At 50.8% G+C, this 15,127-nt stretch carries 18 protein-coding genes; 6 read left to right on the forward strand and 12 right to left on the reverse strand.

Annotated features, from left to right (window positions below; translation table 11 throughout):
- The 4 genes from AC27IB_RS23115 to AC27IB_RS23130 all read right to left on the reverse strand — a co-directional run bounded on the left by AC27IB_RS23115 (position 1) and on the right by AC27IB_RS23130 (position 3,318).
- Positions 1–2,100, reverse strand: a complete 2,100-nt coding sequence (locus AC27IB_RS23115) for a TonB-dependent receptor (protein WP_487123965.1) — start codon at positions 2,098–2,100, stop codon at positions 1–3.
- 145 nt (positions 2,101–2,245) lie between these two features.
- Positions 2,246–2,455, reverse strand: a complete 210-nt coding sequence (locus tag AC27IB_RS23120; RefSeq protein WP_296044666.1) for a hypothetical protein — start codon at positions 2,453–2,455, stop codon at positions 2,246–2,248.
- Positions 2,456–2,457: 2 nt separating this feature from the next.
- Entirely contained in the window at positions 2,458–2,916 is a 459-nt protein-coding gene (locus tag AC27IB_RS23125; RefSeq protein ID WP_487123967.1) for a hypothetical protein, read from the reverse strand.
- 12 nt (positions 2,917–2,928) lie between these two features.
- Positions 2,929–3,318 (reverse strand): hypothetical protein, encoded by a 390-nt coding sequence (locus tag AC27IB_RS23130; RefSeq protein WP_487123969.1) that lies wholly within the window; start codon positions 3,316–3,318, stop codon positions 2,929–2,931.
- A gap of 104 nt (positions 3,319–3,422) precedes the next feature.
- Here AC27IB_RS23130 and AC27IB_RS23135 point away from each other — a divergent pair, with 104 nt between their 5' ends.
- Positions 3,423–3,779 (forward strand): hypothetical protein, encoded by a 357-nt coding sequence (locus tag AC27IB_RS23135; protein WP_487123971.1) that lies wholly within the window; start codon positions 3,423–3,425, stop codon positions 3,777–3,779.
- Positions 3,780–3,793: 14 nt separating this feature from the next.
- Positions 3,794–5,188: a class II fumarate hydratase gene (locus tag AC27IB_RS23140; RefSeq protein WP_487123973.1), complete on the forward strand. Its 1,395-nt coding sequence runs from the start codon at positions 3,794–3,796 to the stop codon at positions 5,186–5,188.
- Between the two features lie 46 nt (positions 5,189–5,234).
- On the opposite strand, the gene azu is transcribed toward AC27IB_RS23140, so the two are convergent.
- From azu to AC27IB_RS23170, 6 genes are all read right to left on the reverse strand, one after another.
- Positions 5,235–5,675 (reverse strand): azurin, encoded by a 441-nt coding sequence (gene azu, locus AC27IB_RS23145; RefSeq protein ID WP_487123975.1) that lies wholly within the window; start codon positions 5,673–5,675, stop codon positions 5,235–5,237.
- 130 nt (positions 5,676–5,805) lie between these two features.
- Entirely contained in the window at positions 5,806–7,281 is a 1,476-nt protein-coding gene (locus AC27IB_RS23150; protein ID WP_487123977.1) for a flavodoxin domain-containing protein, read from the reverse strand.
- Between the two features lie 22 nt (positions 7,282–7,303).
- Positions 7,304–7,903, reverse strand: coding sequence for a PepSY-associated TM helix domain-containing protein (locus tag AC27IB_RS23155; protein WP_296044688.1), 600 nt, complete (start codon positions 7,901–7,903; stop codon positions 7,304–7,306).
- Between the two features lie 268 nt (positions 7,904–8,171).
- Positions 8,172–8,546 (reverse strand): glutathione S-transferase N-terminal domain-containing protein, encoded by a 375-nt coding sequence (locus AC27IB_RS23160; protein WP_487123979.1) that lies wholly within the window; start codon positions 8,544–8,546, stop codon positions 8,172–8,174.
- Positions 8,547–8,598: 52 nt separating this feature from the next.
- Positions 8,599–9,315 carry a lipoate--protein ligase family protein gene (locus tag AC27IB_RS23165; RefSeq protein WP_487123981.1) on the reverse strand — a complete coding sequence of 239 codons (717 nt, stop codon included), beginning with the start codon at positions 9,313–9,315 and terminating at the stop codon, positions 8,599–8,601.
- 120 nt (positions 9,316–9,435) lie between these two features.
- Entirely contained in the window at positions 9,436–10,086 is a 651-nt protein-coding gene (locus AC27IB_RS23170; protein ID WP_487123983.1) for a DUF1707 SHOCT-like domain-containing protein, read from the reverse strand.
- 256 nt (positions 10,087–10,342) lie between these two features.
- Between AC27IB_RS23170 and AC27IB_RS23175 the strand changes: the two genes are divergently transcribed.
- A complete protein-coding gene (locus AC27IB_RS23175) occupies positions 10,343–11,245 on the forward strand; it encodes a DUF2608 domain-containing protein (RefSeq protein WP_487123985.1) in 903 nt (300 codons plus the stop codon).
- 49 nt (positions 11,246–11,294) lie between these two features.
- Here AC27IB_RS23175 and AC27IB_RS23180 read toward each other — a convergent pair whose 3' ends face one another.
- Together AC27IB_RS23180 and AC27IB_RS23185 are read right to left on the reverse strand one after the other, a co-directional pair.
- Positions 11,295–12,530 carry an ABC transporter permease gene (locus tag AC27IB_RS23180; protein WP_487123987.1) on the reverse strand — a complete coding sequence of 412 codons (1,236 nt, stop codon included), beginning with the start codon at positions 12,528–12,530 and terminating at the stop codon, positions 11,295–11,297.
- On the reverse strand, positions 12,524–13,225 hold the full coding sequence (locus AC27IB_RS23185) for an ABC transporter ATP-binding protein (protein WP_487123989.1): 702 nt from the start codon (positions 13,223–13,225) through the stop codon (positions 12,524–12,526). The genes AC27IB_RS23180 and AC27IB_RS23185 overlap by 7 nt, the downstream gene beginning before the upstream one ends.
- Before the next feature lie 160 nt (positions 13,226–13,385).
- Between AC27IB_RS23185 and AC27IB_RS23190 the strand changes: the two genes are divergently transcribed.
- Genes AC27IB_RS23190 through AC27IB_RS23200 form a run of 3 tightly spaced genes read left to right on the forward strand, consistent with a single transcriptional unit; the run spans position 13,386 to position 15,126 of the window.
- Positions 13,386–13,991 carry a DUF3299 domain-containing protein gene (locus AC27IB_RS23190; RefSeq protein ID WP_487123991.1) on the forward strand — a complete coding sequence of 202 codons (606 nt, stop codon included), beginning with the start codon at positions 13,386–13,388 and terminating at the stop codon, positions 13,989–13,991.
- Positions 13,992–13,996: 5 nt separating this feature from the next.
- Positions 13,997–14,449, forward strand: a complete 453-nt coding sequence (locus AC27IB_RS23195; RefSeq protein ID WP_487123993.1) for a hypothetical protein — start codon at positions 13,997–13,999, stop codon at positions 14,447–14,449.
- Complete coding sequence (locus AC27IB_RS23200; protein WP_487123995.1) at positions 14,446–15,126, forward strand: DUF3299 domain-containing protein; 681 nt, start codon at positions 14,446–14,448, stop codon at positions 15,124–15,126. Before AC27IB_RS23195 ends, AC27IB_RS23200 begins: the two co-directional genes overlap by 4 nt.
- The last annotated feature ends 1 nt before the right edge of the window (position 15,127 follow it).

Raw genomic sequence — 15,127 nt, forward strand, 5'->3', positions numbered from 1 at the left:
TTACCAGGAGTAGGTGGCGCTCAGCATATAATTACGTGGTCTGCCCGGAAAATAACGATCACCACCAAACGAGGTAAAATCGGCGCGCTCGGCGTAGGCAGTATCCAACAGGTTATTCACTCTTGCATACAGGGTAAGCTCGGGCGTTAACTGCCAGGATGAACGCAAATTCACTAACTCATGGCCTTCGTACTCGTGCAGATTCTCCGGGTCGGTGTAGTACTCGCCAACGTGGTTTAATTCCAGTTCGGCGCGCACTTGCGGCGTGAAATTATAGCCTATTCGCACATCGGCAATGGTGTTGGGCGCAGTGTCAATGTCGTTACCGTTTATATTAACGCCACCGAGTTCCTGATTATAGCGGTAAGTGTGGCTTGCCATGGTTGCCGCCAATGCAATATCCAGGCGCTGACTGGCCTGCCAGCGCAATTCCAGCTCCACGCCGGTATGTCGCGACTGACCGTCATTAACATTAAAGAAGTTACTGTCGCGGAAAATAAAGTTGTCTTTATCCATGTAATAGGCAGCAATGGTATAGCTCAAGCCGGGGTAATTGCCTTTTACGCCGAACTCGACGTTACGCGCTTCTTCCGAATTAAGATCGGCGACCTGCTGAGCACGCTGCAAACGATACAGTTCAGTGGCCTGAGGCGCGCGATAGCCTAGTGAATAGTTAGCATAAAATTGCGTAGTGTCAGAGTAGAGATAGGTGGCACCCAATTTTGGTGAGGCATTAGTGAAGCTGTTTTTACTGCTTGGTGGTCGCGAGTACCGGCAGCCGCCCATACCGCAGGCCGTGCCGTCTTCGCGTAAGCGCCCCGAATTCATATTATTGGTATAGTCATAATGGATATATTCGTAGCGCAGACCTGCACTCAGTAACCAGCTTTCATCGCGCCACACCAACTCACTGAAGGCTGCAATCAACGACGCATCCACATCGTAATCATAATGTTTACCCGTCGGAATGGTGGCAACCAGAAACGCCGAGCCGGTGGTTGGCTGTTCCTGATATTGCAACAGGCTTCCCTCGGTTTGCTCGGCATCAATACCGGCATTCAGGGTAACACTGGCAGAAACATTATGGGTCCATAAACTTTGCACACCCACACCTTGCTGGCTGTTTTCCTCGGTAGGTTGCCCGGGCAGAAAGTGCATTAAAAATTCCATGTCCTGATCGCGAATATAGGGAGTTACCGATAGCGTATCGCCGCCCTCTAACTGCCACAGCGCTTTGGACCAAAGGCGCAACGAACTGGCGTTACGAAAGGCTTCCGGATTTTCGTTTCCCTGCGCGAGCTGAGCGTCTTTATAAGCATCGGTACCTGAGATGTAGCCAGCGGTTTCCTGCTCCAGATTGGTATAGGTCAGGCCGGTTGTCAGGGTTAATGACGAGAACGCATGTTCATGACGCAGATTGAATTTTTCCTGATCCACGCCTTCGGCCACCCGGTAGCCGTTATCACGTGTGACGCTGGCATTAACCCCTACCCCCCCATCGCCATATTGATAGCCGCTACGCAGCTTCATCCGGTTATAACCGTAAGAGCCGTAGTCATATCCCAGTAACCCTCCGCCTTCGGTGGTGTCGGGAGTGATCACATTAACAACGCCATGGACAGCATTGGATCCGTACAATGCCGAGCCCGGCCCCTTGAGGACTTCAACCCGTTCGGCCATCTCGGCGTGCGCCTCGAATAATTCATTGATATTACAAAAGCCTGCAGCGCGCAGCGGGATCCCATCCTCTGCGGTCAACAGACCACCGCACGCACCAGCGCCACTAAAGACCTGCGATCGCAATGCCGGTAGGTACTCCTGCCCATTGCCGCGCTGTACTTGCGCACCGGCAATAAATTTAAGCACTTCCTCAATATGCGTGGGCGAGACCAGATTAATATCCTGTTGCCCCACAGCGCTGATAACCAGCGGTGCGTCGTTGTTATCTTTGCCGGTACGGGAGCCGGTAGTCGTAATACGTTCAATATCAGCGGGCAATTCTGCTGCCACGGTTGGCGTACTGGCGCTAAAGGTCACTGCGATAACGCAGGACAGGATGGTGACGGCAGGCAACCAACCTGTTTGGGAAAACTTGGTCATAGCTTATCTTTTATTTTGTTTAAGGGAATGGGGTCCGATACGGGCCAGACGCCATAATAGACTTTCACAAGCTATTAGAAAACCAAATAAAGCGGTACTTTGCGGTCTGTTAGGCTAGTACTTTAGCCCCCGTTTTCAAGCCCCATTACTTTCCCGCTGGCAGCCAGCGGCTGATAGCACGATAAATAGCAAACACAATGGCAAGGCCAGCTGCAGCCATCGACAGTAACAGTAAGGCGTGAATGAACAGACTACTCCAATGACTGTGATCGTGCCCCTCGTGGGCCTGAGCCGCGAGGCTCACCCCCGTTGTGAACAGCCCGGCAATCAGACCGCGCCAGCAAACTCGATACATAATTACCTCCTCACGGGTTGCTGTGAATGAAGCGCAGTTAAACCGTTCCCCGTATAGGTGTTTAATCCCTTTTGCGGTGGCGAAAACGGCGCAAAACGACCATGCGCATTTTCAAACTGACTTAATCGCTTACGGGCCTGCTGGCATGCCACGTTCAGACCTGCTCTCTCGCCCTGTTTGCAAAAAGCCACCATCATTTGCTGTTTTGCCGTTACCAGCACCTGCCAGGCCTGGCGCATGCACTTTTCCCGCTCATAAAGCTCAGCTAAATTGTGATAGCTGACTAGCAGGGCATGAATGGCCCGTTGCGATAGGGGCCACTGTTTTACCAGCAACACAGCCAAATCAATGGCTCTGAAGTAGTAAACCAGTGTTATCAGAGTATGACGTAGCTCAAAATTGTCATTCCCTGCAGCTATAACCTTGCGCCATTTAGTATAGGCGGCATCGAGCTGGGTCATGATCACCTCCGGTTAATGTCTGCTGACGCTATAGTCTTTGACAGCGCGTACACCTTGCTCAACCTGCAATACCTGATAACTTAAAGCGGTCACCAAGTCTGCAACCCGGCGTTGCATTGCCGCCTGATATTCCACCAGGCCAAGCGCCCTATAGGCATCGCCAATCAGGGTCGACAGCGCAAAAACTTTTTCAATCAATTGAGGGTTCTGACCTTCCTCGACCTCCAGCAAAATTGCCGTGATATCAAACGCACAGCCCAGGTAGGGAATAGATTCACGATACTCTCCCTCATAAAACAGAGTCGTTCCCTGGACTTCATCTCTGGCCAAAAAATTCAGTGCTTCGAGTGGATGACTGTAAACCCAGTCTGCGTGTTTGCTGCATAAAAAAGAAATTTCCATTGGCATGTCCTCCTGACTTAAACATACGCCATTTTTTCATTATTGCAAATGATAATTGTTATCATTAACATAAAGGCATTCAATCATCAGGCAGGATTTGAGGCATGGCGCGACACATTGTAGAAAAACTTGTTGAGTTGGCTGACGTAAAGCAACAGGTCAGAAGCGGACGGCTACCGGATGATCCAGAGTCGCTGCAATGCTATATAAACTTAGCCCTCTGCAGTGCGGAGTCTGTTGAGGCATCGTCCGAAAAAATTCGTATTTTGCTGAACTGCGCAACGGTCTTACTCGACGCAGCCTTCGACAACGCGGTTGCACTGCACTGGCGTATCCAGTGCCTGGACCTGATTTACCGCCCCTTACTGGCAGCCGAAAAGTTAAGTGTTACAGCAAACGATAATCTTCGCGTGAGAAGATTTAAACACCGGTTTGTTCAACTCACGCCGACATTCTTTTAACTAAGGACATTATCATGACCAACCCTGTTGAAACGAGAATCGAAAAAGATAGCATGGGCGAACTCGCCGTCCCCGCCGATGCTCTCTATGGTGCGCAAACGCAGCGGGCAGTAAATAACTTTCCGATAAGCGGCCAGCCGATGCCTGAAGCTTTTATTAAGGCGTTAATTACGGTCAAAAAAGCCGCCGCTCAGGCTAACGTATCATTGGGCACGCTGGACAAAGATATTGGTGATGCGATAAGTAAGGCTTGTGAGCAATTACTTACCGACAAACAATTGATGTCGCACTTCCCGGTAGATATCTTCCAGACCGGGTCTGGCACCAGCACTAACATGAACGCCAATGAAGTAATAGCCAATGTGGCCAGTCGTCAGTCTGGTATCGCAATACACCCCAATGACCATGTGAATTACGGTCAGAGTAGTAACGATATCATTCCCACCACCCTGCACGTGAGTGCAGCGATGGCATTGCAACACGACCTATTGCCTGCACTCAGCCACTTGTCTGACGTAATCGGGCAAAAAGCGGCCGAATTGAAAGAGGTATGTAAAACCGGCCGAACCCACCTTATGGATGCTATGCCGGTGCGAATGGATCAGAGTTTATCCGGCTGGCAAGCACAGATAGACCAGCAGATAAAAACGTTGAATGACCACCAGCCAGCACTGCAGACACTGGCCCTGGGGGGGACTGCCGTTGGTACGGGTATCAATGCCCATCCTGACTTTTCCACCACATTTAATCAGGCGCTAACCTCACTCACCGGGATCCCGTTTCAACCGGCCGATAACTTTTTTGCCCTGATTGCCTCACAGGACACTGCCGTCACCCTGTCTGGTCTGCTCAAATCAACCGCCGTGAGTTTGATGAAGATCGCCAATGATTTGCGCTGGATGAATTCGGGCCCCTTAGCAGGGCTTGGCGAGATAGCCCTGCCCGCTCTGCAACCCGGCTCATCCATCATGCCGGGCAAAGTTAATCCGGTGATCCCTGAAGCCGCAGCGATGGCTGCCGCTCAGGTCATCGGTAACGATAGCGCCATCACCCTGGGAGGTCAGTCGGGTAACTTTGAGCTAAACGTGATGCTCCCCATGATTGCCAGTAACCTGTTAAGTAGCACTACCCTAATGGCTAATAGCGCCACACTGCTGGCCGACAGTGCGATCAGCGGATTTGAAGTATTAACCGACAACCTTGAGGCTGCGCTGGATAAAAATCCCATACTGGTGACGGCGCTAAACCCTATTATCGGCTATAACAAAGCAGCGGAAATTGCCAAACAAGCCTATCAACAAAAGCGTCCGATTGTGGATGTGGCAGATGAAATGACCGACCTTTCGCGAGACGAGCTCATTGTGCTACTTGACCCGAGAAAACTCACTCATAATGATCAACAGAGGTGAGCAATAGTTCAGGAAATCGCCCGCAAAGACGATTTCCTGAGTGTGGCTAGTTAACAATAAACGCGCCCTTCATGATGGCAAAGTGGCCAGGGAATGAGCAAAAGAAAGTGTAGTCTTCACCGGCAGTTAAACCAGCAACATCTACCGTAATGGTGTCCTGCTCTCCGCCGCCAATAATTTTGGTGGCCGCGATAATACGCTCATCGCCCGGTGGCAGGTAATTGTTATCCGGACCTGCTTTCAGAGCGCCGTTAACAATTTCCTGGGCATCGGCAGTGGTGGATAACACCCAGTTATGACCCATGTATTTTTTATCCAGCTGACCGGTATGCTTCAGCGTTACCTCAAAGGTATCGCATGAGGCAGGCACGGTTATTTCTTTCAGGTTAAACTGCATCATATCGTTACTTTCGATAGTCACAGCGCACTCATCAGCCAGGGTAAAACTGCTAAAGGCTACTAACAAAAACGCTAAACACTTTTTCATAGACATACTCTCATCTGTTAAATGAGTATATATGTACCACCCGGCATGATGGATTAACATTATCCATTAAGCCGCATCTGTACTACTTATGAACTACTGCCTGATTAGTATTTGCTGCCAGTGCTGCGGACTAGTAGGTATCGCGATGATAACGCTGTTCATCAATAAGCTGCATTAATGCGTCTTCGCCGAGTATGTCAGTGAGCGTTTGGTGCACTGCCTGCCCCATCCCCTGATGGCTGCCACACACATAAATATGCGCTCCCCGGGCAATTATGTTTTGCAGTTCATCGGCTGCCGCTACCATGACATCCTGTACATATTGGCCGGGCTCGCCTCGCGAATAGGCCTGCTGAATGTTAAGCCCGGCAAACCCCGTTTGCCAAGTTTCAATAGCGGCAGGAATTACATTGTCCAGTTGCGGCGACTGCTCACCATAAATTAACCAGATGTCGGCTTCACTGTTAGCATAATATCGTTTTGCCAGCTGTGCCCGAATGCCCGCCAGGCCACTGCCCGCACCAATGAGCACCAGCGGTACATCAGATTGCGCAATATGGCATAGCGGATTGTCTTTCACGTTGGCATAAAATGGCTCTTCACTGCCCGCATAAGTTGTCAGCCAGCCGGAGCCGATACCTGGCGTACCATCTGGGTGATACTGTTTTCTGACAATCAGTTTTAGCTGCCCCTCTTCAGGCACCGATGCAATGCTGTAACTGCGCAAGGGTAACAAGGGCATACTTAGAATGTGTTGCTCTTTGTTCCCTGCCCCGGATAAATCCGTCAGTTGGCGGGTTTGCAGTACAAGCTTAAGCGGGGTTGGCGTGCCCTCAACAGCAATAGCCGTATCCGCGTTGAGTTCATGCTTTCTAAGCCATTCTGCAATAGCCGTGTTAGCGTTATGGGGCTGAATATCGAGAATGTCACCGGCCTGCCAGGCGGGCAATGCCTGGTCGGCATCCAGTGTCACCATAAAGAGTTCCCGGCCATCTGCACTGTTGAGTTGCTGTTGCTCAGTGACCCTCCAGGTACTTGAAGTAAGAGGGTTCTCCCTCCCGTCAGAAACATCACCCGGCAGGGGCTGCGACTGTGCCCGGTCGATTTTTTCCAGCTCAGCGATGGCCGTGGCACCGGATTGTTGAAGGGCATCATCAAGTTGTTCGCCAAAGGCACAAAACGCCGGGTACTGACTATCACCCAGAGCGATTACCCGGTAAGAAAGGGATTGCAGTAATGCAGTATTGTGCTGTTTATTATGCTGCTGAAGCGCCCGATAAAAACGTCGGCCGTTATCGGGTGGCTCGCCATCACCATAGGTACTAACCACAAAGAGTGCATCGCTTGCTTTTCGTAAGGTATCAATGGCCAGATCGTTCAGCGCGATGACTTTCACCGGGCGATCAGTGCCCAGCAATCCAGCCTGATATTCAGCCAACTGTTTTGCCGTACCCGTTTGGCTGGCGTACGCCACAATAAACGCACCAGTGGTGACATGCCGCCGGTCTCGTTGCCGGACGTAATGGCTAACAATAATAAAGCCTACCCATGCGCAATAGACCACGCACAAGGCAAGCGCCAGCAACAGTCGTTGATTATCTGTCATTCAACCTGTTCCCCGCCCGAAATTAATGGATAAAGACCAGTGCAATGACCACCGGGATCAATAACCCCAACGCGGTGACAGGCCAGGTTGACTGCTTGTGAGACGCCTGTTTTACCAATAACCATAATCCGGTCAGGGTAAACACAATCATGGCGATGGCTATTACATCGATAAACACAAACCACACCTGCCCGGTATTACGCCCCTTATGTAAGTCATTAAAGTAAGCAATCCAACCGCGCTCTGTGCCTTCATATAGCAGCGCCCCCTCATCCACGTTAATGGCCAGCCAGCGATCGGCGCCCGGCCCCGGCCAGGCCAGGTAAAACTCCATGCCATCAAATTCGCCCGCCACATCGGCCGGTACACTAATACTGTGTTCTCTGGCCAGCCACTGGCGAACCGGTTGTGGCGCAGGCATTTCTGCCATAGGTAAGTTTTGTAGGTGCGTTAACACACTATCGGGCACGTCACCTTCGATAGTGGTAATGGAGATCGATGCAGGGATCACTGCGGCGTGATTAAGTGTAATGCCGGTAACGGCAAATAACAGCATGCCCACCAGCGAAACGGCAGCACTGATCCAGTGCCATTGACGGGCCGTGCCCAGAGAAAAACGCATAACGAAATACCCTTATCGTTGCTATGCAGTGCTTGCGGTGAACCCTTTGGTATCAGGAACAGCTAAGTCGACGAGGCACTTTTGCAGAAAAGGTAAATGATAACCATTTTTATTTAGCCGTCAACACGCGTATTTTCCACTGGTCCGGGGAATTAGGGTTTTAAACTTTAAAAGAGGTCGCTAAACAGAGATGGAGGGAGAAAACCAGCAAAGATTACGTTACCGCAGACGCTGCCTTAACAGGCATCCACGGTATCAATGAAAAGTGTTACGCGGGGCCAAATTGTTCGTTGAGATAGCCAATAATTTGTTTGGATTCATACAACCATTCTTCCCGGCCATCGCTGTGCTGAATACGTAAACAAGGTACCTGCACTTTGCCGCCCCCCTGGATCAGTTCTTCCCGGTGCGGTGAGCCCTGAACCGCGCTGCGCTTTTCAATGGGTACTCGCAGCTTATGGATGGCACGGCGGGTTTTAACGCAAAACGGACAGGCAAAAAAATGGTAAAGGGTCATCCCCTGAGCAGCCTGTGCAACCTTTTGCTGAGCCTCCGGCGAACGCTTCACCCGACTCCAGCGGGTTAGTACATCAACGGAGACAATAACCATGCCCAATGCATTGCGAACAAGTTTTACAATCATTAACTGAATGTCCTTGGGTTGAAAAAAGAGCGCAGTATAGTCTTTTTGACCGTTAAGAAAAAACCGTGTGACGAGAAAAAGCGTGGATTAACCGCGTGAAGAGGTCATCGGTAGTGAGCGGCGTGCTGAGATGACGGGCCAGACAGGTATGAGCCGCCACACTAACCCGCTCCGGGACATCATTAAACGCATTACACGCATTGACCGGCGGAATGATATCTTCGAGCACATCATCAATGAGCAGGCAGGCATGTGCCAGTACGATCCTGCGGCCGCCCGGAGCCGTCAGCACCCGCTGCGCCGTGCCTACAATTTTCTGACCATTGATGTTGAGATTGTAATCGCCATCACAATACGCACCCGGGGTAGCATGGACTTCGGCATAAATATCCATCCCGGTAAAAAAGTCGAGTAAGCTGTCACAGAGATGCAGGTAGGCGCCTTTAACAGAATAAGGCTGCGCTGCGGTTAAAGTGTACATGTGGGCAATATTCAGCATGCCCGGGCTTTGCGGAACCGGCGCGCCGCCAGACCGACGGTGCAGTATGCCCCACCCGACCTGCGCCAGCCATTGTTGCAAAGGTTCAGTCGCCTGCCATTTTCGCCCGGCGGGCAAAACAATAGCGGGAGTGGCACAGCGCCAAAGCAATAACCCCTGGCTAAAGCTGCCTTGTTGCACCTGCTCAAGCAGCACTTGTTCTTTTTCCATGGCCTGAGGGCATGTAGTGGAAGGTAACCGGACCACCCGGTACTTTGGCTTAATGCTCATTAGAAATGGGATTCAGCTGAGTATATTATGCCCGCATCTCACCACAAACCGCTGCGCGTGGCCAGCACAATCGGTTGACCGGATTAACCACCCAAAAAACTAAAGCCGGGGCATGTTGCCCTACCGCTGTGAGCTGCCAAACAACGCTTTCATCTGATTAGCCAGCTCGACAAATTTCTCTTTAATGGTGCGTTTAAGTCCAATATCCACACCGCCCATCAATACAATGCCTTCCACGGTGATGGTTGGTGCCTGCCGGTCAGCAATCGACGGGGCTTTGTTATCGAGGCCGCCCATCAGGCAAAATGCTTTGGTCACAACGTTAACGTTCTCCGGTACCTTGATGTCTATCCCGCCCATAATACACAGGGTTTTGATGGTGACATTGGGGGTCGTAAATTCGGCATCGGTGAAGTCGATATCGGAGCCGCCCATGATATTAAGCACACGAATTTCGGCTGGTACTTTCCAGCGCCCTGAGCGATCGGAACCGCCCATAACGTTGATCACCGTTTCGTTGTCTGGCACATCACCAGCGCTGTAATTAATATTGAGCTTTTTCTCTTTTTCACGAGTGTAATCACCATCAACCTGCATGGTGAGATCGGCGGCCAGAGCAGCAACTTCCTGATGGTCCTGACTGGCCATCGCTTTATCCAGCCGGCGTTCAAACGCATCGGCGGAAATCACCCCATGACTGTAGTGATAAATCAGCTTATCGATGACTTCTTCCCTGACCTGCTCGATAGGACGATCTTCAAGTTTAACCATGACGGTGGCTCCCTGTGTTGTGCAATGTCATTTAAACTGCGTACATTAAAGCAATTGCCACGCCAACTACAAACTTATTATTTTTCAGTTAGTTAAAAATAACCCCTAACGTAAAACAAATATTGATCGCTAAATATTGGTCAGTTACGCCGCTTTCTGGTTTGTCTGATTAACTGCCGATAAAGCATGTCGATTAGCCGGCGAATCTGCTACATTACGGTGTTTGACGCAGAACTTTTAACCAACAAAAACACTTATGCCTTCAATTTCTTTATCCAATCGTGCACTTCGCACCGTTATTCTCGCGTTGCTACTGGCTGCCACCGGCTGCAGCAGCACTTCGTCTACCATAAACAGTCAGGTTACCGTCGCTGAAGTGGAAAGCTTCGGTGTGATTGCCCCGGTCGTATCTGACCTGAATGACAAATACGGCGCCGAAAACGTGCTGGTCGTTGCCGATATTGATAATACTCTGTTGACCAGTGCCACCGATCTGGGCGGCGATATCTGGTATCAATGGCAGCGCGGAAAGCTGAATGTCAAACCCACCGAGGAACAACAGGTGAGCTGCCTGTTCGAAGATACTATCAGTCTGCTCTATGAACTGGCACCGATGAATCTCACAGAACCTCAGGTGCCCGGGTTACTCAACAACTGGCAGGATGCGGGCAATACGCTGCTGCTGTTGACCTCGCGCGCCCCTAAAAACCGGGCAGCCACTGAGCGTGAATTGTTGCGCAACGGCATTGATGTTAGTCGTGGGGCACTTACACCAAGCGGTAACAGCAATCCGGTTTACCGGCAAAAACTAGAGCGGGAAATGAGTTACAGCCGCGGTCTGATGATGACCACCGGTATGAACAAAGGCACCATGCTGGAGTGGATCTTAAACACCACTAATCGCCAGTTTGACGCCATTGTCTTTATCGACGATTCGCATACCAATATTGAAAACATGGATAATGCCTGGCAGCAGCACCACATAGATATGCGAATTTTCCACTACACCCATGTTGAGGCTGAGCGCGAGGCGCTTCAGGGACAGGTTCTCACTCAGGTACAGGCAGACCGCATGGCCAACGATTACGCGACGTTAATCGCCACGCTAAATACCTTGTTCCCTGCTCGCCAAAACAATGGGCAGTGTCTCAGCCAGTAAGGTTTAACGCCATAGAGACCCGGCCATTCAACCGGGTCTCTCATCGTCTTTAAAGCCTTTGATTAATGGCGCCACGGTAAGCATCAATAGCGGGTAACAGGCTGCAAATCAGCGTCGCCAGCAATATCGCACCAATCACCATAGCGGTGTGCAGGGTTACCAGATTAGCTGAAATAAACAGGCCGTAGTGGCTGGCTAACCATCCTTTGGCCACCGCAAAAGCGCCAGATACCAGAGCCACAGCTGTGAGACTTGCCGCCCCGGCAAGCAGCAGGGCTTCAGTTAAAATTAAACGAAAAATTGTTCCCGCACCTGCGCCAATGATTCGCAGTACTGCAATTTCCTTTTCTCGCTGCTGCATTGAAGCCAGTAACATCGTGGATAAACCGAATAACGATGACAGCATGATCAGCAGACTAATGAAGCGCAGCAGGTTTTCCACACTCGACATCATCTGCCACATTTCTGTTAACGCCACACCCGGCAAGATAGCCATCAGCCGATCATCCGGATAGTTATTCAGGTCCCGTTGCAAAGTGAAAGTGGCAAATTTGCTGGTGAGGCCAACCATTACAGCGGTTACGCTATCTGGCTGCACGGCCGGGTTAGTCAGGTTGTCTGACTGTGCTAACACACTGTCCAGCTGGGCATGAGGTAAATGCATAGCCTCTATGCCCTGCAATGAAACATGCACGGTTTTATCCACCGGCGTACCGGTGGGAGCCAGGATGCCGGTGACGGTAAAAGGCGAGTCGTCATGATTCTGAAAACTCACCGCGCCAAGGCCGTGAGCAATCACAATGTCATCACCCAGCTTATAATTAAGCGTTCTGGCGACGTCAGCGCCGAGCACCGCGCCAAAGACCCCTTTAAAGGGTTCCCCCTGACTAAACACTAACGGCTGTTTGTTACCAAATTTATAGTGGTCAAAATACTGCTGATTGGTGCCGAGCACGCGATAACCATGATGGGCATCCCCTAGTGAGATTGGAATGACCCAGTTTACCTGCGGGTGTTGTTGCAACATCTCATAGCTGGCATAGCTGATGTTATTGGTTGGGCTGCCCATCCGGAAAACCGTGTAGAGCATCAGGTTTAACTGGCCGCTTGGCGCACCGACGATGAGGTCGACATCCGATACTGTGCGGTTAAAGCTCTCCTGAGCCTGTAATCTCACGTGTTCCACGCTCAGCAACACACTTACGCTAATCAACAACGACAAAAAAGTAAGTGCCAGCGATTTACCGCGACTACGCAAACTGCTTAAGGCAAAAGACATCAGCATGATGAAGCCTCCGCAGGATTGGTAATTGCGCTTAAGGCTACACTTTTATCCAGATACTGACTCAGACTCTGATCATGACTAACAAAAATCAAGGTGGTGTGATGCTGCTCGCACAACTCGGTTAGCAGCCGCATAAACGCATCCCGCGCGTCGGCATCCAGCGCCGAGGTAGGCTCGTCCACCAGCAGGATCTCCGGCTGATTAATTAACGCTCTGGCGATAGCCACTCGCTGTTGCTGCCCCACACTTAACTGACTGGCCTGCTTGTTTAACACCTCTGCCGGCAACTGCAATGCGTGGATAAGCTCGGCAAGTTGCTCGCGGCCCGGCTGGCTGCCGCCGGCAAAATGCGCCGCCAGGGCAATGTTCTGCGCCACGGTTAAATGGCTCACCAGATTAAACTGCTGAAAGACTACACCAATGTGGCGGGCCCTGAATTTGTCACGCCTGCCCTCACTCAGGGTTGAAAATGGCTTTTCCAACAACGTTACATTGCCGCTATCCGGGGTCAGGATCCCGGCCAGCAAATTGAGCAAAGTGGTTTTCCCCGAGCCCGAGGGCCCATATAAAAACAGACGTTCGCCCTGCGCTACCTGCCATTGGGGAAAGCCCAGTCGGGAGGTGCTTTTGGGATACTGATAGGTCACATTTTCGAGGCTAATCGCCTGTACTGGTTTTGTTTCTGGCAATGTCAATTTTCACTACACCTTATTGTTATATCCAGATTATACCCTTCGCCGATGAATTGAAACGGTCACTCGCCCTGCCTTAGCGACAAAGAAACGAGGAGCCCCTTACACCGGCAAACCAAATGTTATAACATATCAAAATAAACAATAAAACGGACCCTTTTTTATGGCAACCACCTCCATTCCTAATAGCCGACTCAATAAAGCAACGGGTATTATGGCGCGGATAACTCTAGTCGTTATTACGGCATTCTGCCTTATCACCTCTGCCTCCAGCGCGGCGGAGCCATACCGGGAAGTCGAATGGACTGAGCTGATGCCCAAAGAAGATTTGGCGGCACTGCTTGACCCACCGGATTTTCTCAACGGCATTGAAGATGGTTCCCAACAGGACTCTGTGGCGGCGCTTAATCAGCGAGACATAACCGATCAGAAGGCCGAGCGGTATCGTGATGCGCTAAGCTCCACCCGGCCGATAGCCGAGTTTGACCAGCAAGCCATCAGAATTCCGGGTTACATTGTACCATTGGCACAAAACGAGCAGCGTCGGGTTACGTCTTTCTTTGTGGTGCCATACTTTGGCGCCTGCCTGCATATGCCACCGCCCCCGCCTAATCAGATCCTGTTTGTCAATTATCCCCAGGGCATTGAGCTACAAAACCTGCAACAGCCCTTCTGGTTTGAGGGCAAGCTTAACATTGAAATCAGCAAACACGATTTAGGCACCTCTGCCTATACCTTGCATGTCAACAACTACCAACTTTACGAGTAACAACCATGAAGAAATCACTACTCATTTTTACGACTGTAAGTGCTTTGTCTGCCAGTACGTTTGTGGCTTCGGCTTGTCAGATGCATGCCAATGGTTTTGGTGCATTCGCTGCCTACCACAAAAATAGCCGTTACGAAGCCATGATGAGCCAAACGGAAAACTATCCAACAGTGACTCTGGCAAAGAAAGCCGTGGTAAAAGTAGGCAGTCAAAGCAGTCAAAGTGTAAAGATCACCGTGCCGCTGAGTTATTACAACGTGAGTTTAACCGTTCGCGGCAGTGACGATATTGAATTGCAGTCTGCCAGTAACCTTAAGCTAAGCGCAGTGTCTGACAATTACGATTTGGCCTTTACCTCAACCAAGCCCGGCACCCATGAGATAACGGTTACCCTCAATGCCGTATATGAAGGATCTGCTTTCAGCACCAAACAAACACTTATCGTTGAGGCCGGGTGAAGGGCTTTCCCGCTTTCGGACAAATTATTTTCACTCTCATCATAGCCGCTGTAACAGGCGTGTTAGCTGGCCGCGTGTTCTTTGCCGACGGTTTGTTACCTGCGGCACTGTTTGATTCCAAGCGCAGCCAGCCCATTTACATCACGTCTGATGCCAGGTTACTGACTCAGGTTGAGTCGGTGCAATTTAAGCCGCTGGGATGGGCAGATTTACTCCCTCCGGCAGAGCAAAAACTGCTTAATAAGTATCAGTCGGGGCCTGACCGCTCAATGGAAGATCAGTTCATCACAGCCATTGAAGCTGCAACCGATAACGCTTACCAGAACGTTTTGCACTCTTCCGCGAATGTAGCCGCTCTGGACGGCAAGGCGGTTACACTTAATGGCTTTATCGTGCCACTGGAAGCAGATAGTAAACGTAAAGTGCTGCGCTTTTTCCTGGTGCCTTATTTCGGCGCCTGCCTGCATTTTCCGCCGCCCGCGCCCAATCAGATGGTCTATGTTGTGAGTGACGGAGGCTTTACACTGGCAGATATTAATAGTGCCTATTCAGTTTCCGGCATCCTGGGCAACGCCATGTATGAAGACCCATTAGGTAGTGCAGCATACGTGATGGACGCGGTCACCATCAGCCGCTTTAACGGCCAGCCCGACGACCTCAGAAACCACCAAAAATAAT

The sequence above is a fragment of the Alteromonas sp. 4NH20-0104 genome, assembly GCF_057547795.1.